Below are 19,857 nucleotides of genomic sequence, written 5' to 3'. Positions count from 1 at the left end.
TCAGTTTGTTTAAACCAAAAGTGATGACGAAAAGAAATCTTAGAATAAACGGACATTCTCACCTACTTCCCTATCCGGAAGAGATCCCTGATTTTATGAGGGAAAAAGAAATCTTTTGGATAGATGAGGATAGAAAATTCATGCTGCAGAAAGGGTGGAAACGTCCTGTCACCGATTCTAGTTTTTTCTTAAAAGAAAAACTGGAATGGATGGAGCGTTACAAGATTGATCATGCGGTAGTTCTAAATTTGTCTCAACTTTATGGCAATGGCTTACGTGTAGAGGAAATGAAGAAAGCTTTGCGCTTTCAAAATGATTTTAATGCTAAAGTTCAACAAAATCATCCAGACAAATTCACTTGTGGCTTTGTTGTTCACCCAGGCTTTGTAAATGGTGCTTTGTGGGAAATAGAACGGTGCGTGGAGGAACTAGGTTTAAAATTGCTTTGCCTTCCCACTCATTACATGGATACTATTGGGACCTGGCGATGTATTTTTGATGAAGAAAACGAACCTATTTTTGAACTGGCGAGCAAATATAATCTAGCTGTTGAGATTCATCCTTACGATGGTGAAAAATTCATCAAGTTGGAAAATACCTCTTGGCGTTTTCATCTTATCTGGATGTTGGCTCAATGTGCAGACGCCTACCATTTCTTAACCCTAAATGGATATCCCGACAAATACCCCAATATGAGGGTTTGTTTTGCTCATGGCGGACAATTGGCACAAATCAATTTAGGGAGACGAATCCAAGGCTTTGACGGTCGACCAGATTTGTTTGAAGGTAAAATCCACCCAAGAAAGTCGGTAGGGCATAAAAATATCTTTTTTGACACGCTGGTTCATGATACCAGATCTTTAAAGCTATTGTTAGAAAATCAAAACAGTTCTCAAATTTTAGCAGGATTGGACGATCCATACCCTTTGGGTGAGATGGAAAGTGAACCTCAATCTTCTTATCCTGGCAAAATCTTAGATCTGGCCTTGAACGAAAAGATTATCACTGAATCTGAAAAAAATGAAATCTGGTCGGATAATGTCTTACAATGGCTATTTGGGGATGATGAAGCTGAAAAAGAAAAGCTAGTCAAAAAAATAATAAGTTAATGGATTTCATCCCCTCAGAACTTCAGGCGTATGCGGAATCCCATACAGAACTGGAACCTGAATTACTTCGGCAGTTAACCAAAGAAACCTGGCAGAAAGTTTTACAACCTAGAATGTTAAGCGGCCATTTCCAAGGTCGTTTATTGAGTTTAATTTCAAAATTAATCCAGCCAACGTCAATATTAGAAATTGGAACTTACACAGGTTACTCGGCTTTATGTCTAGCAGAAGGTCTTTCAAAAGAGGGGAGAATCCACACTATAGATCGAAATGAAGAATTATGCGATTTACAACGTAAATATTTTGATATAAGTGGTTTTGGTCCTCAAATTATTCAGTACACGGGAGATGCCAGAGGTATTATTCCGAAGATGAATATGCAGTTTGATTTAATCTTTATGGATGCAGATAAAAAATACTATCCAACCTATTTCGAACTGATTATTGATAAGTTAAAACCAGGAGGCTTACTCTTATCCGATAATGTACTTTGGAGTGGTAAAGTTATTGAAACCCTGCACCCAAAAGACGAAGACACCAAAGCCTTATTGGCATACAATAAAGTTTTAAAAGACGATCCTAGAATAGAAACCGTTTTGCTACCCATTAGAGACGGTCTTACCCTATCTAGAAAACGCTAATACTTTAAGATAAAAGTTTTTGGTTTTATTTAAAAGTTAAAATGAGTTTAAGACCAATAGGTTAAATATATTTGGCTAAAAAAAAAAAAACTATCAAGCCTTCCATACTATTTTTTACGCTTTTCATTACTCAATTTTTATTTAGCCAAGGCTATAAGCTATCTGGTAAAGTGACCGATGACGCTGGTTTACCAGTTTTTGGAGCAACTGTCCAGATCATTAATCCAAATAGGGGAACAGTTTCTGATCAAAATGGAAACTACTCACTTCAACTTGCGAAAGGGACTTATAGACTGAAAGTCTCTTATGTGGGCTTCCAAAATATCGAAATGGAGCTGAAATTGAGCAGTGACAAAATCATAGATTTCACCCTTCTTTCTAAAACTGAAAGCCTCGATGAAATTTTAATCACAGATAATATTGAAGGTATCAATATTAGGGATCCAGAAATGAGTGTAAGTAAACTCGATGCGTCTAGTATTAAAAAAATACCTGTGGTTTTTGGAGAAGTAGATGTCATCCAATCTCTACTTCTATTGCCAGGCGTATCCAATGCAGGTGAAGGGGCTTCAGGGTTTAATGTAAGGGGTGGATCTACAGATCAAAACTTAATTCTTATAGATGATGCTCTTATTTATAATTCCTCTCATTTGTTTGGCTTCTTCTCCATTTTTAACCCAGATGCAATCAAAAATCTAAAACTCTACAAAGGAGGTATTCCCTCCAATTATGGTGGAAGAGTCTCTTCTGTACTGGATATTCAGCAAAAAACAGGAAATAGCCAGTCTTTAAAAGGCGAGGGTGGTATTGGTGTTATTTCTAGTAAATTAACTTTGGAAGGCCCTATACAAAAAGATAAAAGTTCATTTCTAATAAGTGGTCGGGGGACTTACGCACATTTATTTCTAAAATTGGCAGACAACCAAAATTCGGCCTATTTCTACGACTTAAACACCAAATTAAATTTCAATATTGATGATAAAAACTCGCTGAGTTTTTCAGGGTATTACGGAAGCGATTACGTCAACATCAACGATAGTTTTACCAACATCTACGGTAATGCTTTTGGAATTTTGGACTGGAGACATGAATTTAATGATAAAATAAATTCAAAATTAAACTTCTCTTTTAGTCGATATAATTATGAATTGGATTTATCTTTAGTAGGATTTAATTTTCAAAATAGCATTTCCAATTTCGATTTAAGCTATAAGATCAATCACCAGATCAATTCAGAATTGAGTCTAACTTATGGATTGAGCAGCATTCAGTACACTATCGATCCAGGAGAAATTATACCTACCAGCGCAGACTCTGGGATCAACTCTAGAGATTTAGATAATAAATATGCCTTCGACAATGCCGCCTTTATTTCTGTGAATCAATCTTTAACCGATAATGTCAATATTCAATATGGATTAAGAGTCAGTGCATTTTTAAGAATGGAGGATGAGACCATAGATATATATGCCAACGATAATCCATTGCTATATGACGAGACTCGAGACATTTATGTAGAAGCTCAACCTATAGATACACAAGAAGGCAATACCTCATCCATCAGTGAAAGTTTTATCAATTTTGAACCACGACTAGGGATTTCTTATGCCCTAGACGATTACACCTCTATAAAGGCGAGCTATAATCGTATGGTTCAAAATTTACATCTGCTTTCCAATACGTCCTCTCCCACTCCATTTGACGTGTGGACTCCCAGCGGAGCTTATGTGAAGCCACAAAAATTAGATCAATATGCTTTAGGGTTTTTTAAAGATTTTGAAAACCTACCTTTCACCTTAGAAACTGAAATATTCTATAAAAGCATTGCCAACAGAATTGACTATATAGATGGTGCCAATTTAATTGCCAATGATGCTATAGAGCGCTCTATTCTAAATGGTGAATCCAGAGCCTATGGATTGGAATTTTATCTGAAGAAAAATACGGGTAGACTTACGGGCTGGCTATCTTATACTTTATCCAGAAGCGAGCAAAGAACCCCAGGAAGAACCCCTGATGAAATAGGTGTAAATAACGGCAATTGGTATTTGAATGGATTCGATAGAACACATGACATTTCATTAACCAGCAGTTATGAACTTAACCCCAAGTGGCAGTTAAATGCCAATTTTGTACTTCAAACAGGGCGACCTGTTAATTTTCCAGTGGGACAATTTGAATTTCAAGATCTCAACATTCCTGTTTTTGAAGGTAGGAATTTAAATAGGTTACCCAGTTTTCACAGATTAGATATCTCTGCAACTTACACCCCAGAGCGGCAAAACAAAAATTGGTCTACCTCTTGGAATTTTGGTATTTATAATGTGTACAATAGAAGAAATGCCGCTTCATTGAATTTTGAGCAAAACCCTACCTCAGGTCAGAATGAAGCCGTAAGATTTTCAATTTTTGGGATAGTACCCTCTGTGAGTTATAATTTTAAATTTTGAGCATGAAAAAAATACTAACATTTCTGTGCCTAGCCCTTCTTCTTATCTCTTGTGAAGATGTTGTGGAAATAAATCTAGCAGAAGCTCAACCAAGACTAGTCGTGGATGCTGCTTTGCAGTGGAAGAAAGGAACAACAGGGGAAGAACAAACGATAAAACTTAGCCGAACAAGAGGTTTTTTTGAACAAGAACCTGTCACTGTTAGTAATGCGAATATAACAGTGGTCGATGCTAATGGTACTTCATTTAATTTTGAAGAACAAAACCCAGGTGAATATAGAACTCAAAATTTTATACCAGAAATCGATATGGATTATATCTTATCCATAGAAGTCGATAACCAGCTCTATACTGCTGAAGAGACCTTAAAACCCGTTGTCTCCATAGACTCAATACAACAAAATAATGAAGGAGGATTTAGTGGTGAAAACATTGAACTGAAAGCATTTTACACAGATCCAGCAAACGTAGAAAACTACTACCTCTTTAAGTTTTTCGTTCCTTTTACGGCCTTCCCAGAATTTGAAATTTACGATGATGAATTCAATGATGGAAATTCTATTTTTGGTTTATATTCAGATGAAGATTTAGAGCCTGGAATGGATATCGTTATAGAAAATCATGGGGTTTCTCAGGCTTACTATAATTTTTTAAATATACTATTAGCTCAAGCTGGAAGTGCGGGTGGACCCTTTGAAACTGAGCCTGCTACTGTTAGAGGTAATATTGGCAATGCTACAGATGAGGATGAATTAATTTTTGGTTACTTTAGTTTGTCAGAAGTCGATGAAGTCCTATACACCATTGAAGAATGAGTAAAACATTTTCAAAAATAACCGAACAAGATTCAAACTACAGACACCTAGAAAAGATGTCGACTGCAGAGCTTTTGAAATCTATCAATAGTGAGGACCAGAGTGTTCCGTTAGCCGTTGAAAAGCAAATACCATCCATTGAAAAGCTAGTAGATGTTATTGTAGAACAATTGAAGATAGGCGGTAGACTTTTCTATATTGGAGCGGGGACCAGTGGGCGTTTAGGCATCTTGGATGCTAGTGAATGCCCCCCTACATTTGGGGTTTCTCCAGAGATGGTCAACGGAATTATTGCTGGAGGAGACAAAGCCATTAGAAAAGCAGTTGAACATGCTGAAGATGATTTCGAACAAGCTTGGAAAGACCTGCAAACCCATAACATTAACTCGGCAGATGTTGTTGTTGGAATCGCTGCTTCAGGCTCCACACCATACGTTGTTGGAGGTTTAAGCAGATGCCAGTTAGAAAATATAGTGACAGGCTGTATGGTCTGTAACCCCAATACTGATATTTCTAAAGTTTCAGATTATCCTATCGAAGTGATCGTGGGTCCTGAGTTCTTAACGGGAAGTTCTAGAATGAAAGCGGGTACTGCCCAAAAACTAACCCTGAATATGATATCCACCTCTGTGATGATAAAACTCGGAAGAGTAAAAGACAATAAGATGGTCGATATGCAATTGAGTAATGATAAACTGAAGCAACGTGGAAGCTCTCTAATTTCTAAAGCCTTAGGGATTTCTGATCAAAAAGCCATAGAACTCCTAAAACAACACGGAAGTGTTAGAAAAGCTATTGAACATGAAACACACCAATAAAGATACGTTAGCGAAAGGAGTAAGATTTATGGCTGGAGCCATACCCCTAATTTTTATTGGACCTTCAGTTATCTTCAGTGCATTTAACAATCAAGACAAACCTCTTTATTGGCCTATTCTTATAGGAGGAATCTTGCTAAGTAGTGCCGCAGGATATTTTATATTTAAGGGAATTCGAACTATCGTAAAAGCCTTATTTGATGAATAAATAAATTCATTCTTTAAAGGGTTTTTTGAGTTGATTCCAAAAATCTTGAGGATACTCTTCGTCCTTTTCAAAACCAAGTTCAATATTTTTTCCATCTTCAGGAACGTGAGCCGTTCCAAAGATATAATCCCAAACGCTTAGCGATAAGCCAAAATTCATTCCGTAAGGATGGTTTTCTGGCAATGCTTTGGAATGGTGCCAGATGTGCATCTTTGGGTTATTAAAAATATACCTCAGTGGGCCATAGTCCCAGCCCACATTGGCATGGTTAAGATGGCCTACAAAAACTCCAAACATATGGACTATAAAAAAATCTTGGATACCAAACCCTATCATTGCCAAAGGAATATACTGCACCCCTTTATAAATAACAGTCTCCATAAAATGAAATCTAAATTGTGCAGCAAAGCCCATTTCTTTTACACTATGGTGTACCTTATGAAATTTCCATAACCAAGGTTGCTTGTGCAACTGAATATGAATGTTCCATTGAATAAAATCGGCCAACAGAAACATGATAAGGAATTGAGACCAAATAGGGAAATTCTGAATTTGAAAAGCCACAAGGTTTTCTATGCCTATAAGTCCTAAAACATCATTAAACAGCTCAACGACAATATTGGAAACGGCATTGTAACCAATTAAGGAAAATAAGAAGAAATTGAAGAACACATAAAAGAGATCTAACCAAAACCCTTTTCGAATTATTTTCTGATTTTTCCTCCACGGACTAATGATTTCTATAGATAAGACTAAAAGAGATAGGCCAACTAGCCACCAAAAATAATTAGTCAAGGAAGGGTTTTGAATTTCGTTAACTAAGTAATTGAAATAACCACTAAAGGAATTCAGAAATATGTCTTTATACTTTTCCATAATTAAAAACAAAATTGAAGTTTCGAGCCTTCACTTTCAGTAACATTTATTACACTAGTCTATAAAGTTTTGGTAAAAACCGACCTGCCCTTTTTTTATATCCACCATAAGTTTCAAAAGCAGTCTCCAGAAGGGATTCTTCATAACTAGACTTATAATAGAAAAGTAAAAGTGTAACTATGCTTATACACAATTTAAACCCATCGCCAAGCCATAAAGAAAAGCTAAACATAAATAGGAGTATCCCCGAATAGATGGGGTGCCTTATATATTTAAAAGCACCGTTGGTTATTAATTTGGAATTTGCTTTTGGAGGAGGAAATGGAGATAAGTTTATATTTAATTGAAGTAGGGCAATGACGATTAGAACTACTCCAACTAGACCTATGTAAAACCAAACAAAATGCTCTAAGACCTCTATCTTAAACCAGATGATGTTTAGAAAAAAACTTATGAGACATATAAATTGAATAATAACTAAGACAACGTCTTTCAACTTAAGCATAATTCGTTTTTTTCAAAGTTAATATTCTACTTAAGACAAGCTTTATAAAACCCAGAATTGTCTACACGATTCACCTGAAGTTTTCATAATTCACTTTAAATATTCGGAAAAAAATATTAACTTTAAGTTCACTTTGAGGCTTTCAATTAAAGCCATAGAGTTGAAGCTTTCAGGGTTTACACTAAGATTAGTAAACCATTTAATTTGAAAAAAATTATTTCAATAACCAGTTAAAATCTAAATTTATGAAGAAGATATTAGTTCCTATCGATTTTTCAATTCCCTCAGAAAATGCACTTAAAGTTGCAGCTAAGCTGGCGATAAAAAACAAGGCTGAGCTCCATATTCTTCATGTAATTGAGTTAGCTGAGTCGCTTTTCGGCACTGAACAATTTAATGTTGATAATGAGCAAATACTTTTTTTCATGAAGATGGCCAGTAAGAAATTTGTTGAATTTTTAGACAAGGATTATCTCAAAGATATTTCAATTATAGAACACGTAGAACCTGGATCCGCCTCAAGAATTATAAGAGATGTCGTAGAAAAAAATGACATCGACATGGTTGTTATGGGGTCTAGTGGAGCTTCTGGCCTTGAAGAAATTGTAGTGGGTTCCAATACAGAAAAAGTAGTCCGTTTTTCTGAAGTGCCGGTCATGGTGATTAAGAACGAATTAAAAGATGTTGATTTTAAAAATGCTGTCTTTGCTTCAAACTTTGAGTTAGAGACTATGGAGGCTTATCAAACAGCAAAAGGTTTTGTTGATAGCTTTAAGGCTAAAATGCAACTCTTGTATATAAATTTACCTGGAAACCAATTTTATAGCACTACTGAAATTCGAGATCATATAAAAAACTTTCTGAATAAGATGGAAGCCCCTCTGTCAAGAGATAATATCGAGATTTATAATGATTATTCTCTGGGAGAAGGAATTCTAAATGGAGCACTATCTTTAAAAGCAGATCTCATCATTATTCCTACACACGGTCGAAAAGGAATTTCTCATTTTTTTAATGGTAGTGTAGGTGAAGATGTCGTTAATCATTCTGAACTTCCTGTGCTTACTCTTAAGATTTAATATTTAGGTAACTTGAATATTACTATGTTTAAAGTATGAAAAGAATATTGCTATTTATAACTTTAATCTTAATAGTCCTAGGATGTACTGCTGTAGAAGATAATACTGTAATTACTATAAAAGGAGTTCTTGTTGACCAAGAAATCAATCCAATTCAAGGTTTGAAAATTGAATTGATTTCTTCCGAAATAGAGTCTTCTCAAGAACTTCAAAACTTTGGTTTCAATCTAAATCAAATAAACCGTATTGATGTTTTTGATGTTACAAATGAAAGAGGAGAATTTAAATTTTTCTTTCCAAGGTCAAGTCTTAAGTTTGCTCTATTCATTGATCTGGACCAAGGTTTATATTTTCAATCTATAGAACCAGATGAAAATTTTCCTATTTTGATTATCGAAGATTCAAATTCTTTAGACCTCAACTTTGAAGATTTGATGCTAATACCAAATTAAACCTATAATGTCGAAATAGATCGTTTCTTTTTCGCCTGTTTTTCATCAAAAAATAATTACCGTAACTAAGGCTATGCTAATTATTTTTAATTTCAATCAATCAAAAAATAATTCAATTTATCTATACGACATTATAAATATAGTTTGGTATAATACCGTCTGAATGAAAAATTTTACAATTTCTATTTTCATACTTTTATCCTCTTTTGGTTATAGCCAATCAATAGAAAAAGATAGCTTAACACAACGTAGAATTAATAATCCTATCACTGTTCAAATTGGCCTTCAAGGTTCAATATTCACTTCTTTAGATGATAATTTTATAAGCCAAGCCTATTCTCAAAATATTGGTTTCAATTTGGTAGGAAGATTTGGAATTAAAGAATTTATAGGAATTGGTTTAAATTATAATCGATATGAGTTTAAGCTTGATGATTCAAGATTTTTTGGATCTAACTTCCCCTCAAGTCGATTCCATTCTTTTATGATTTTTGCATATTACCAACAGCCCATTTATAAAAATTTGACAGCTGAATTAAAATTTGGATTTTTTGACTCCGCCATTAAAAATAGAGGTACCCTAAAAACTGGTAATTTAACATATAACCTTAGTGGTGTTGTAACTGGACTAAATATAATTTACTACTTAAGTGATAAAAAAGTAATTGGAATTAGTTTTGGGGCAGATGTTCACTTCAGTCTTTCAGAAACTATAGAGACAGCTCCCGCAGAACAAAATTTTATAAATAAAAATATTTTTTCAACCTTAAACCTTGGGATAGTGATAGGGAATTGACAATACGAAAAGATTAAGGTATGTTTTCATTTAAGAATGTGATTTAATGATATTAACTATGTCTTGTTTTTGAAGTACCCCACTCTGTCTCCATTTTTGTTCGCCGCCCTTAAAAATAAGCATAGTTGGCACTCCCCTCACTTGATATTTTGCGGCTAGCTTTTCGTTTTTATCTACATCAATTTTAATGATTTTGATACTATCCCCCAATTCACTCTTAACCTCTTTTAAAATAGGAGCAAGCACTTTACAAGGTCCACACCAATCTGCGAAAAAATCAACAAGAACTGGCGTTTCACTTTTAATTAACTCGTTAAATTTTTGACTCATAATTCACTATTTTTTATTAGACTCAACTTTATACAAAGATAAACTTAGTAAGAGTTAAAACGTTTAAAAGCTGCTTTTTCTAGACTCTCACGATGATCAGGATGTGCAATTGATATCAAAGCTTTTGCTCTCTGTTTTAAATTTTTACCATAAAGATTTACCACACCATATTCTGTCACTATATAATGAACGTGCGCGCGAGTTGTTGTTACTCCGGCACCTTCCTTTAAAAACGGGGTGATTTTTGAAATTCCTTTTTTAGTAACCGAAGGCATAGCAATAATCGCTTTTCCTCCTTCAGACAGAGAAGCTCCACGAATAAAGTCCATTTGACCACCAACTCCAGAAAATTGCATTTGCCCAATAGTATCAGCACAAACTTGACCTGTCAAATCAATTTCGATGGCAGAGTTGATCGCGGTGACTTTAGGATTTCGTCTTATAATGGCTGTATCGTTTGTATATGCAGCCTCTTTCATGTGGACTAACGGATTATTATCCATAAAATCATACAACTTTTGTGAGCCTACAGCAAAACAAGTCACGATCTTTCCTGTTTTTACTTCCTTTTGACTTCCATTGATCACACCACTTTCTACCAAAGGTAAAATACCATCTGAAAACATTTCGGTATGGATACCTAAATTTTTATGACTCCCTAAGTTTTCCAAGGCAGCATTAGGAATGGCACCAATACCCATTTGTAGGGTCGCGCCATTCTCGACAAGACTGGCTATGTTAGCCCCTATTTTATTTTCAATTTCTGAAGCAACGGGGAGTTCATGACCGTAAATCGGAGCATCCTCTTCAATTGCAAAATCGAGCTCACTCACATGAATAAACCCGTCTCCGTGAGTCCTAGGTACTCGAGGATTCACTTGTGCTATCACCAATTTAGCGGTTTGGATAGCAGGAATAGTAATATCAATTGATGTCCCTAAAGAACAGTAACCATGACTATCTGGTGGTGAAACTTGGATAAAAGCAACGTCTAATGGTAATATGGATCGCCTAAACAGCAGATGTATCTCACTTAAGAAAATCGGTATATAATCCCCGTGCCCCTCTTTCACCGATTGCCTTACGTTGGATCCAACAAAAACACTATTCATTTTAAAAGCTTGAGAATAAGGTTTTTCTGTATAAGCAGCTCGACCTTCAGTATGAAGATGAATAATTTCAACATCACTAAGCGATTCATAACGGGATACCAAACCAGTAATAAGTTTGTACGGAGTCATGGCAGCACCTTGTATAAATACTCTATCTCCAGATTTTACTGTTGAAACCGCTTCCTCTAAAGAAACGGTATTGAGTTGGTAATTCATATGTAAAAGGTTTCAAGTTATAGTGCAAAAATACAACTCGATAAAGGTTATAATTTATAATAAACAAAAGTTTATAACAATGATTTTAACCAGTCTTTACCATCCTTTTCAATAGAAAACACCTTATAAGGAACAGGTTGTTTCTGAAGTAGTAAAATCGATTTTAAAGCTATTTTAATAATGAGACTTGGAATTATATATGCAGTTCCCTGACACTGATTTTGGATAAGGGTCCAATTTTCTTTTATCCAATTTGCCTGTTGATTTTGGTGAGAGAATTTAGGAGTAACCGCTTTAGTCGCCTCAAAAATAATAGCAATAGGTTGTTGATGAGAATAGCATTCTTTAAGGGCTTTTAAGTAGTGATGAAAATTCAAATCTGTACTTTTCTCTCCTGTAAAGCTAACTTTCACTATTGGAAAAGCAGAATTATCAATAACGGCGTAGGGTTTATGTTCCATATAGGATCAAAGTTAAATAAAATTTAGACTTCAAGATTTAAAAAGGAATCGTTTTTTGAAGGTAATTCTGTACTCCCCATTAAAAATTGATCTACTTCTCTAGCGGCTTCTCTTCCTTCAGAAATCGCCCAAACTACCAAAGACTGCCCTCTTCGAGCATCTCCTGCTGCAAAAATCGATTCTACGCTAGTTTTATACTCTTTAGCTTCAACAGTTCCTGCCTTAGATTGGGTTACGCCTAAACTTTTTAGAAGAGCATTTTCTGGTTGTGTAAATCCTACAGCTAGCAAAGCCAACGCACAAGGTAGTAATCGCTCTGTCCCTTCAATTTCTTTCATTTGTTGTCTACCTCCTTCGTTTACCCATTCGGTATCAACGAGTTTGATATGAGCAAGTTCTCCCTTATCATTTCCTACAAATTCTTTGGTCAGAGTACTCCATTTACGTTCACCACCTTCATCGTGAGAAGAGGAAGTTCTTAAGGTCATAGGCCACATAGGCCAAGGGTCTTTTTCGCCTCGTTTGCTTTGTGGTTTGGGCATAAGCTCAAGCTGAAGTACCGAAGCAGCACCTTGTCGATGAGAGGTTCCTATACAATCCGAGCCTGTATCACCACCACCAATAACAACTACATTTTTACCTTTAGCAGATAGTTTATCATCACACTTAATCCCTGAGATTTCTTTATTCTGAAGCGTTAAAAAATCCATTGCATAATGGATACCTTTTAAATCGCGTCCAGGAATAGGTAAATTTCTAGGTAAGGTACACCCCGTACAAACAACAATCGCATCAAAATCTTCCTTGAGCATTTCAGGATTGATACTTTTGCCTACTTCTGCATTGACTTTGAAACGGACACCTTCATCATCCATAATTTGAATTCGTCTATCCACTACCCATTTTTCAAGTTTAAAATCTGGAATTCCATAACGAAGCAATCCTCCAATTTTAGATTCTCTTTCAAAAACAGTCACCCAATGTCCTGCTTTATTAAGTTGATCTGCAGCAGCAAGGCCAGCAGGACCAGATCCAATTACTGCAATTTTTTTCTCTGTCCTTACTTCTGGCGTATTGGAGGTCATAAACCCTAGTTCATGGGCTTTTTCAGCTATTGTTTTTTCAATATGTTCTATGGCTACTGGAGATTTATTGATGCCTAACACACAGCTAGCTTCACAAGGAGCAGGGCAAATCCTACCTGTAAATTCTGGAAAGTTATTGGTAGAATACAATATCGAAACCGCATCTTCCCAATTCTCATCGTAAACAGCTTCATTAAACTCTGGTATTATATTTCCTAAGGGGCATCCCGAATGACAAAATGGAACTCCACAGTCCATACATCTTGCAGCTTGAGTTTTGGTTTTATTCTCTGGAAAAGGCTCAAAAATTTCCTTAAAATCTCCAACTCTATCCTTGGGATTCCTTGTCTTTGGAAGCTCCCTATCATATTTCATAAATCCATCATGTTGTCCCATTATGCTACTATTTTTTTATTTTGTTCTTCTTGTTTTTTTGCTTCTAAAATACGCTTGTAATCCGTTGGTATCACTTTAATAAACTGAGTGTACATCTCATCAAAACGATCTAGTATTGATTTTGCTTTTTCACTTTTAGTGTAGTGATAATGATTTTCGATTAAGGTCTTTAGTTCCTTGTAATCATCTTTGGAAGGAGATTCTAATCCCACCATAGCTTTGTTACAATTGGATCTAAACGTGTTTTTTTCATCAAAAATATAGGCGACTCCTCCACTCATCCCTGCGGCGAAGTTTTTGCCTGTTTCTCCTAAAATAACCAATCTACCTCCTGTCATGTATTCGCAAGCATGATCTCCAACACCTTCAACCACAGCATTAACTCCAGAATTTCTTACTCCAAAACGCTCTCCTGCCATTCCATTAATATAGGCGTAACCAGAAGTTGCTCCATAGAAAGCAACATTACCGATAATAATATTTTCTTCGGATTTAAATCCAGACGGTTGTGGTGGGTAAATAATCAATTTACCACCTGATAGTCCTTTTCCGAAGTAATCATTAGACTCCCCTTCTACTTCAAAAGTAACTCCTTTCGCTAAAAAGCAACCAAAGCTTTGCCCAGCAGAGCCGTTAAATTTATAATGAATAGTATCCTCCGCCAGACCTTCAGCTTTATATAGTTTACTTATCTCATTAGATAAAATTGCACCAGTAGCACGATTTACATTTCTGAGAGAAAAAGCATGCTTTACCTTAGTATGATGTTCCAAAGCAGGTTTTGCTTTTTCTAAAAGTTCCCAATCCAACACCTTATCAATTTCATGGTCTTGCTCTATTTGTTTGTATACTCCAACTTGCTCTGAGATTTTTTCTTGATATAAAATCGGACTTAAATCCAAATCTTTGAGTTTCCAAAAGGGAACTTCTTTTCTCATGTTGATGACTTCAGAATGGCCAACCATATCACTAACAGATTTAAAACCAAGTTGAGCCATGATCTCTCTAAGGTCTTCAGCTAAAAAATTGAAGTAATTCACCACATGTTCTGGTTTTCCAGTGAATAATTTTCGCAGTTCCGGATTTTGAGTTGCCACCCCTACTGGACATGTATTGGTATGGCATTTCCTCATCATAATGCAACCTTCTACAATCAAAGCTGCTGTGGAAACACCCCATTCTTCCGCTCCTAAAAGGGTAGCAATAGCCAAATCCCTTCCTGTTCGCATTTGTCCATCTGCTTGAACCGTAATCCGACTTCTTAAATTGTTCTTGACAAGCGTTTGGTGTGCTTCAGATAGCCCTAATTCCCAAGGTAAACCCGCGTGGCGAATAGAACTTAAGGGTGAAGCGCCTGTCCCGCCATCAGCGCCAGAGATCAGAACTACATCGGCATTGGCTTTAGCTACTCCTGCAGCCACAGTTCCTACACCTGCCTGAGATACAAGCTTAACGTTTATCCTAGCAGCACGATTCGCATTTTTCAAATCGAAAATAAGTTGAGCTAGATCCTCTATAGAATAAATATCGTGGTGAGGTGGAGGGGATATTAATCCCACTCCTGGAGTAGAATGTCTTACTCTTCCTATCCATTCGTCCACTTTATGGCCGGGTAACTGTCCCCCTTCCCCAGGCTTAGCGCCTTGTGCCATTTTAATTTGCAACTCATCTGCATTGGTGAGGTAATAACTAGTGACGCCAAAACGCCCTGAAGCCACTTGTTTTATAGCAGATCGCTCCCAATCTCCATTGGATTTTACATCAAATCTAACTTCGTCTTCGCCTCCTTCTCCACTGTTACTTTTTGCACCAATCCTATTCATAGCAATAGCCAATGTAGAATGCGCTTCATGAGAAATTGAGCCAAAGGACATCGCTCCCGTTGCAAAACGTTTCATAATATCTTTGGCAGGTTCTACTTCAGATAATGGAATAGGCGTTCTTTTTTTAAATTCAAAAAGACCTCTAAGTGTCAACGACTCTTTAAGCTGATCGTTGACTTCGTTAGCAAACTTCTTATAAAGCGCAAAATTATTTGTTTTTGTAGAATGTTGAAGCAAGTGGATAGTTTGTGGATTAAACAGATGCTTTTCACCACGTAGTTTCCATCGGTATACTCCGCCCACTTCGAGACTCTGTTTCACCCCTTTATTATCTGGATAAGCCTTGTGATGTCTAACCAAAACTTCTTTGGCAAGTCCATCAAAATCGATGCCTTCAATTCTCGAAATTGTACCCTTAAAGCATTTTTCTACCACTGTATTATGCAAGCCTAAAGCTTCAAAAATTTGAGCCCCTTGGTAAGATTGTAAGGTACTAATACCCATTTTGGATAAGATTTTCAATAAGCCATACCCAATCGCTTCTTGATAATTCGAAACTGCCTTTTCTTTTGTAATATCTGTATCCAACCTACCCTCTTCTTGAAGATGTTCTATAGATTGAATAGCTAGATAGGGATAGACCGCACTTGCTCCATAACCGATTAAAGTAGCAAAATGATGTGTTTCTCTTACATCTCCTGCTTCAACAACAATTCCTACCTTGGTTCTTAAATTGAGTTTTACGAGATGATGGTGAACAGCACCTGTAGAGAGTAAAGAAGGGATAGGAGCATGATCTATATCGATAGCTTTGTCTGAAAGTATCAGAACTTTCTTACCAGATTCTACAGCTTTCTCTGCTGCTTTACAAACCAAATCAATGGCTTTTTCCAAACTATCAGGCTTACCATCCGCTTCAAAAACACAGTTGATAAAAGCATAATCGAAACCTTTTTCCTTTAAATACTTAAATTTTTCGATATCAGAATTTAGCAATACAGGTTGAGAAATATGTATTTGTTTAGTGTGTAATTCTGTTTCATCTAAAATATTAAGACTTTCTCCCACCCTAGTAAATAAGGACATTACCATACGTTCACGTATAGGATCAATAGGAGGATTACTCACTTGGGCAAAGAGTTGCTTAAAGTAATTAGCAATATGTTGACTTTGTTTACTCAAAATAGCAAGTGGAGTATCGGCTCCCATAGAACCGATGGGTTCTGTAGCTCTTACAGCCATATCGCCTAAAATGATTTTTAATTCTTCTGAAGTGTACCCATAAGCATTCTGTAAATGAAGAAGGTCTTTACTGGAGAGGATTTGTCTTTCAAATTCTGGAACTGGCTGATGTCTAAGCTTAATTCTCTGATTTTTGATCCACTGTGAATAGGGTTTGTCTTTTACAATCCTGTGTTTGATTTCATCATCAAAAAGGACTTTATTTTGATCTAGATCTGCAAGAACCATACGACCTGGTTGTAATCTTCCTTTTTTAATGATTTCACTAGGATCTACTGGAAGTGCTCCAGCTTCAGAAGAAATTATAAGTCTGTCGGTCGAGGTGATGCAATATCGTGAAGGCCTTAAACCGTTTCTATCTAATGTAGCACCAACGCGTTTTCCGTCTGTAAAAATAAGAGCTGCCGGGCCATCCCAAGGTTCCATAATAGAAGCGTGATACTTGTAAAAGGCTTTACGCTCTGGATCTATAGAGACATTGTCTTGCCATGCCTCTGGGACTAGCATCATCATTGCATGCTCCAATGGGCGTCCATCTAATACTAACATTTCTACCATAGCATCCAAATTAGCAGAATCTGAATGTTCTGGATTTGTGACTGGTAACAAACGTTTTAAATCTGAATCTGAGAAAACTTTAGATTTGAAGTTTGCTTCTTTCGACTTCATTTTCGTCACATTACCTCGAATAGTATTGATCTCTCCATTATGAGCTGTAAAATGAAAAGGCTGCGCTAACTTCCAATTTGGAAAAGTATTGGTCGAAAATCGAGAATGGATAATTGCAAAGGCCGATTTGAAATTAGTATTTCTAAGATCTTCAAAGTAAGCTCTTAACTGATTAGTCCTTAATTGACCTTTATAGATCATCGTTTTTGTAGACATACTACAAACATAAAATGCTTTATTATTTCCTTTAAGATGGTGACCAATATAATGTGTCACAGAATTTCTAAGGACAAATAACTTTCGCTCTAATTCGTCATTAGACATTTCAGTTTTAGGTTGTATGATGACTTGTTTTATAAGAGGCTCTGATGGTTTAGCGCCAACTCCAGGAACTTTAGGATCAATGGGCACTTTTCTATACCCCAAAATATCAAGGCCTAAATCCTCTGCGTGTTCTTTAAGGATGTCCTCACATTGCGCAGCGACGCTAGGCATCTTAGGAAAAAACAACATCCCCACCCCTACAGGTTTTTTTGAGTCTAAACTGACATTAGCTTCTTTTGATATCCAGTTGATAAAGTCTTTATCAATTTGTATCAGTATCCCTGCCCCATCTCCAGTTTCAGGATCTGCACCAGTTCCTCCTCGATGCTCCATATTTTCCAACATGGTTAAAGCATCATCTATTAATTTAAACTCTTTTTTACCGTCAATATTTATAACTGTTCCGATTCCGCAAGCATCATGTTCAAAACTAGGATCGTATAACGAATCTCTCTTCATAAGCTCTATTTAAAATTTATATAAGAATAATTTATTAAAACTAGTTAATTTCGAAGAAGATAACCAGTAAATAGCCTATTCTTAAGTATATATTTTGTTAAAATTGACATTTGTACAATTCTTATTTTTTTAAGAGGATAAATCAGGAATCTAAATACGCAACTTTTTGTTATGTCCAATTTATGCTTGTAAATCTTAAAAATGAACACTTCAAGTTTTAGAATACTCCAACTAATAGTTAGATTTGAACTTTTTCCTAAGATGAATGTATTTAAATTTATAATTCAACTTCAGAAAAAATAATCAGATAAATTCTTAACTTTGCGTTTACTAAATCACTTAAGATGAAAACCTTACTCCCTTTTTTTTTAATTTTACTTTTATCGAATCTAAGCTTTGGACAGCAATGGCTAGATACTACTTGTAAAATTGAGAATGAAATAACCAATGAGGAATATACTTCAGCTCAATCCAATAATATTTTAACACTGATTATAGATCAAGAAGGGAAGCTTTTAATGAACGGACAAAAGAAAGAAGGCCTTTCGGAAATACAGTTTAAAGAATTGGTATATGATTTTTTGTCAAACCCTTCGAGTGTAAAAACTAAGTCAGACTCTCCCAAGCAGGCTATCATAGCTTTAGGATCATATGGCGAACACAAAAATTATGACCTTATCTTAAGATATGTTAGGGAAGTGTATTTGTATGCTTGGGACGCTTATTCGGAAGAAAAATATCAAGTTATTTATTCAGATTTGGATTGTAAAAAGAGAGAGAAGATAAGAAGTAAGAACTTTCCTTATAACATTATAGAATTAGGCAAAGATGAAGAGAATTCCAAAAAACCTGGCTCTTCTCCTGGAATCCCGCCATTTGCAGGAGATGTCAGCGATAATTAAATATCTAAGTCTATAGTTTGTACAACTTGAGATTTATTTGATTTTATCTCTAAATGCAAGGAAATATAATCATTCAAGTTAATGAGCTTAAGGACTCCAGAATTTATTTTTTCAAAACCTTTATCTGGACAATCACACAATTTCCCAAACACAACTTTTTGATTTTTTAAGCTGTGATTTTCTGAATGAATTTCTTTAAACCTCAACGGTATTTGAAGATAAACCTCTTCACTATAGTTTTTATTGGTTGAATCTTTGTATTTAATAAACACCACTTGAAAGTCTTTATCTTGTTCCAAGGTAACTTCTATTATTCCAGTATTGTCTTCTTTTAAAATAAGTCTCGACTCCTTAAAGACTTCAACTTCGCAATCTCCATCACCAGGACACTCTTGAAGTAATGGTAAATCCGTTTGAGAACTTTTGCAAGCCGCAAGAAGGATAACAACCAAAAGGGTAAAATATCTCATTTCAAATATATTCTTATGCAAATGAAAGCATACTTAATTTAAGCACTGAAGGTTTAAACAATAATTTATCAGTTTTACAAAACCCAAAGCACTAACAATAACTTTTGTTTAACTTCAAACCTATTTTATTAAACAATAAAATCTCTATTTTTGAACCATGATATACGAAATTCATACTCGACAAAAACTCCCTATTTCTAAGCAAGAAGCTTGGGATTTTCTATCTGATCCTAAAAATTTAAAGAAAATAATGCCAGACGAAATGGGTTTCGAAATCATATCTGGCGCAGATCGTAAAATGTTTACGGGTCAATTGTTGCAATATAAAGTGACACCACTACCAGGATTCAAGACCAATTGGGTTACTGAAATTACTCATGTAGAGAAACCAGATTATTTTGTGGATATCCAATTGTATGGGCCTTATGCTTTATGGCATCATAAACATTTTATTCATGAAATTGAAGGAGGAGTTGAAATTGAAGATCTTGTGCACTATAAGATTCCCTTTGGAATTTTAGGAAGGATGATGCATCCTATACTAGTTAAACCTAAATTAAACGAAATATTTAAGGCTCGCGAAGCTAAAATGGTCGAAAAATTTGGTCAATATTAAATT

19 protein-coding genes are annotated in these 19,857 nt (G+C 35.6%); 11 read left to right on the top strand and 8 right to left on the bottom strand.

What is annotated here, in order from left to right:
- Positions 1-23: 23 nt before the first annotated feature.
- From P700755_RS13425 to P700755_RS13400, 6 genes are all read left to right on the top strand, one after another.
- On the top strand, positions 24-1,109 hold the full coding sequence (locus tag P700755_RS13425) for an amidohydrolase family protein (RefSeq protein ID WP_015025196.1): 1,086 nt from the start codon (positions 24-26) through the stop codon (positions 1,107-1,109).
- Positions 1,109-1,750: an O-methyltransferase gene (locus P700755_RS13420; protein ID WP_015025195.1), complete on the top strand. Its 642-nt coding sequence runs from the start codon at positions 1,109-1,111 to the stop codon at positions 1,748-1,750. Before P700755_RS13425 ends, P700755_RS13420 begins: the two co-directional genes overlap by 1 nt.
- Positions 1,751-1,821: 71 nt before the next feature.
- On the top strand, positions 1,822-4,200 hold the full coding sequence (locus tag P700755_RS13415) for a TonB-dependent receptor (RefSeq protein ID WP_015025194.1): 2,379 nt from the start codon (positions 1,822-1,824) through the stop codon (positions 4,198-4,200).
- A gap of 2 nt (positions 4,201-4,202) precedes the next feature.
- On the top strand, positions 4,203-5,015 hold the full coding sequence (locus tag P700755_RS13410; RefSeq protein ID WP_015025193.1) for a DUF4249 domain-containing protein: 813 nt from the start codon (positions 4,203-4,205) through the stop codon (positions 5,013-5,015).
- A complete protein-coding gene (gene murQ / locus P700755_RS13405; protein WP_015025192.1) occupies positions 5,012-5,833 on the top strand; it encodes an N-acetylmuramic acid 6-phosphate etherase in 822 nt (273 codons plus the stop codon). The genes P700755_RS13410 and murQ overlap by 4 nt, the downstream gene beginning before the upstream one ends.
- Positions 5,817-6,041, top strand: a complete 225-nt coding sequence (locus P700755_RS13400; RefSeq protein WP_015025191.1) for a DUF6095 family protein — start codon at positions 5,817-5,819, stop codon at positions 6,039-6,041. Before murQ ends, P700755_RS13400 begins: the two co-directional genes overlap by 17 nt.
- A gap of 6 nt (positions 6,042-6,047) precedes the next feature.
- Here P700755_RS13400 and P700755_RS13395 read toward each other — a convergent pair whose 3' ends face one another.
- Together P700755_RS13395 and P700755_RS13390 are read right to left on the bottom strand one after the other, a co-directional pair.
- Positions 6,048-6,917 carry a sterol desaturase family protein gene (locus P700755_RS13395; RefSeq protein ID WP_015025190.1) on the bottom strand — a complete coding sequence of 290 codons (870 nt, stop codon included), beginning with the start codon at positions 6,915-6,917 and terminating at the stop codon, positions 6,048-6,050.
- A gap of 49 nt (positions 6,918-6,966) precedes the next feature.
- Positions 6,967-7,422, bottom strand: coding sequence for a methyltransferase family protein (locus tag P700755_RS13390; RefSeq protein ID WP_015025189.1), 456 nt, complete (start codon positions 7,420-7,422; stop codon positions 6,967-6,969).
- A 245-nt stretch (positions 7,423-7,667) separates the two neighbouring features.
- Between P700755_RS13390 and P700755_RS13385 the strand changes: the two genes are divergently transcribed.
- The 3 genes from P700755_RS13385 to P700755_RS13375 all read left to right on the top strand — a co-directional run bounded on the left by P700755_RS13385 (position 7,668) and on the right by P700755_RS13375 (position 9,749).
- Positions 7,668-8,501: a universal stress protein gene (locus tag P700755_RS13385; protein WP_015025188.1), complete on the top strand. Its 834-nt coding sequence runs from the start codon at positions 7,668-7,670 to the stop codon at positions 8,499-8,501.
- Positions 8,502-8,536: 35 nt separating this feature from the next.
- Positions 8,537-8,953, top strand: coding sequence for a hypothetical protein (locus P700755_RS13380; protein ID WP_015025187.1), 417 nt, complete (start codon positions 8,537-8,539; stop codon positions 8,951-8,953).
- A 163-nt stretch (positions 8,954-9,116) separates the two neighbouring features.
- The gene (locus P700755_RS13375; protein ID WP_015025186.1) at positions 9,117-9,749 is read left to right on the top strand and encodes a hypothetical protein; all 633 of its coding nucleotides are present in this window, start codon (positions 9,117-9,119) and stop codon (positions 9,747-9,749) included.
- Positions 9,750-9,779: 30 nt separating this feature from the next.
- On the opposite strand, the gene trxA is transcribed toward P700755_RS13375, so the two are convergent.
- The 5 genes from trxA to gltB all read right to left on the bottom strand — a co-directional run bounded on the left by trxA (position 9,780) and on the right by gltB (position 17,866).
- Entirely contained in the window at positions 9,780-10,079 is a 300-nt protein-coding gene (gene trxA / locus P700755_RS13370) for a thioredoxin (protein WP_015025185.1), read from the bottom strand.
- Positions 10,080-10,123: 44 nt separating this feature from the next.
- On the bottom strand, positions 10,124-11,407 hold the full coding sequence (locus P700755_RS13365) for an acetyl-CoA hydrolase/transferase family protein (protein ID WP_015025184.1): 1,284 nt from the start codon (positions 11,405-11,407) through the stop codon (positions 10,124-10,126).
- Between the two features lie 71 nt (positions 11,408-11,478).
- Complete coding sequence (locus P700755_RS13360) at positions 11,479-11,868, bottom strand: hypothetical protein (protein WP_015025183.1); 390 nt, start codon at positions 11,866-11,868, stop codon at positions 11,479-11,481.
- Between the two features lie 23 nt (positions 11,869-11,891).
- Entirely contained in the window at positions 11,892-13,349 is a 1,458-nt protein-coding gene (locus tag P700755_RS13355) for a glutamate synthase subunit beta (RefSeq protein ID WP_015025182.1), read from the bottom strand.
- Positions 13,349-17,866: a glutamate synthase large subunit gene (gene gltB, locus P700755_RS13350; RefSeq protein ID WP_015025181.1), complete on the bottom strand. Its 4,518-nt coding sequence runs from the start codon at positions 17,864-17,866 to the stop codon at positions 13,349-13,351. Before gltB ends, P700755_RS13355 begins: the two co-directional genes overlap by 1 nt.
- 344 nt (positions 17,867-18,210) lie before the next feature.
- On the opposite strand from gltB, the gene P700755_RS13345 reads away from it, so the two are divergent.
- On the top strand, positions 18,211-18,768 hold the full coding sequence (locus tag P700755_RS13345) for a hypothetical protein (protein WP_015025180.1): 558 nt from the start codon (positions 18,211-18,213) through the stop codon (positions 18,766-18,768).
- Here P700755_RS13345 and P700755_RS13340 read toward each other — a convergent pair.
- On the bottom strand, positions 18,765-19,238 hold the full coding sequence (locus P700755_RS13340; protein ID WP_041758374.1) for a hypothetical protein: 474 nt from the start codon (positions 19,236-19,238) through the stop codon (positions 18,765-18,767). The genes P700755_RS13345 and P700755_RS13340 overlap by 4 nt on opposite strands.
- 157 nt (positions 19,239-19,395) lie before the next feature.
- On the opposite strand from P700755_RS13340, the gene P700755_RS13335 reads away from it, so the two are divergent.
- Positions 19,396-19,854 carry an SRPBCC family protein gene (locus P700755_RS13335; RefSeq protein WP_015025178.1) on the top strand — a complete coding sequence of 153 codons (459 nt, stop codon included), beginning with the start codon at positions 19,396-19,398 and terminating at the stop codon, positions 19,852-19,854.
- Positions 19,855-19,857: the final 3 nt, after the last annotated feature.

This window comes from Psychroflexus torquis ATCC 700755 (assembly GCF_000153485.2).
Taxonomy (GTDB): Bacteria; Bacteroidota; Bacteroidia; order Flavobacteriales; family Flavobacteriaceae; genus Psychroflexus; species Psychroflexus torquis.
The sequence above is the reverse complement of the archived record's forward strand: the minus strand, read 5'-3'. Positions and strand labels throughout refer to the sequence as shown.

Coding starts and splice junctions, on each gene's coding strand:
- P700755_RS13425 (WP_015025196.1), top strand. CDS start 24: ATGACGAAAAGAAATCTTAGAATAAACGGACATTCTCACCTACTTCCC.
- P700755_RS13420 (WP_015025195.1), top strand. CDS start 1,109: ATGGATTTCATCCCCTCAGAACTTCAGGCGTATGCGGAATCCCATACA.
- P700755_RS13410 (WP_015025193.1), top strand. CDS start 4,203: ATGAAAAAAATACTAACATTTCTGTGCCTAGCCCTTCTTCTTATCTCT.
- murQ (WP_015025192.1), top strand. CDS start 5,012: ATGAGTAAAACATTTTCAAAAATAACCGAACAAGATTCAAACTACAGA.
- P700755_RS13400 (WP_015025191.1), top strand. CDS start 5,817: ATGAAACACACCAATAAAGATACGTTAGCGAAAGGAGTAAGATTTATG.
- P700755_RS13395 (WP_015025190.1), bottom strand. CDS start 6,917: ATGGAAAAGTATAAAGACATATTTCTGAATTCCTTTAGTGGTTATTTC.
- P700755_RS13390 (WP_015025189.1), bottom strand. CDS start 7,422: ATGCTTAAGTTGAAAGACGTTGTCTTAGTTATTATTCAATTTATATGT.
- P700755_RS13385 (WP_015025188.1), top strand. CDS start 7,668: ATGAAGAAGATATTAGTTCCTATCGATTTTTCAATTCCCTCAGAAAAT.
- P700755_RS13380 (WP_015025187.1), top strand. CDS start 8,537: ATGAAAAGAATATTGCTATTTATAACTTTAATCTTAATAGTCCTAGGA.
- P700755_RS13375 (WP_015025186.1), top strand. CDS start 9,117: ATGAAAAATTTTACAATTTCTATTTTCATACTTTTATCCTCTTTTGGT.
- trxA (WP_015025185.1), bottom strand. CDS start 10,079: ATGAGTCAAAAATTTAACGAGTTAATTAAAAGTGAAACGCCAGTTCTT.
- P700755_RS13365 (WP_015025184.1), bottom strand. CDS start 11,407: ATGAATTACCAACTCAATACCGTTTCTTTAGAGGAAGCGGTTTCAACA.
- P700755_RS13360 (WP_015025183.1), bottom strand. CDS start 11,868: ATGGAACATAAACCCTACGCCGTTATTGATAATTCTGCTTTTCCAATA.
- P700755_RS13355 (WP_015025182.1), bottom strand. CDS start 13,349: ATGGGACAACATGATGGATTTATGAAATATGATAGGGAGCTTCCAAAG.
- gltB (WP_015025181.1), bottom strand. CDS start 17,866: ATGAAGAGAGATTCGTTATACGATCCTAGTTTTGAACATGATGCTTGC.
- P700755_RS13345 (WP_015025180.1), top strand. CDS start 18,211: ATGAAAACCTTACTCCCTTTTTTTTTAATTTTACTTTTATCGAATCTA.
- P700755_RS13340 (WP_041758374.1), bottom strand. CDS start 19,238: ATGAGATATTTTACCCTTTTGGTTGTTATCCTTCTTGCGGCTTGCAAA.
- P700755_RS13335 (WP_015025178.1), top strand. CDS start 19,396: ATGATATACGAAATTCATACTCGACAAAAACTCCCTATTTCTAAGCAA.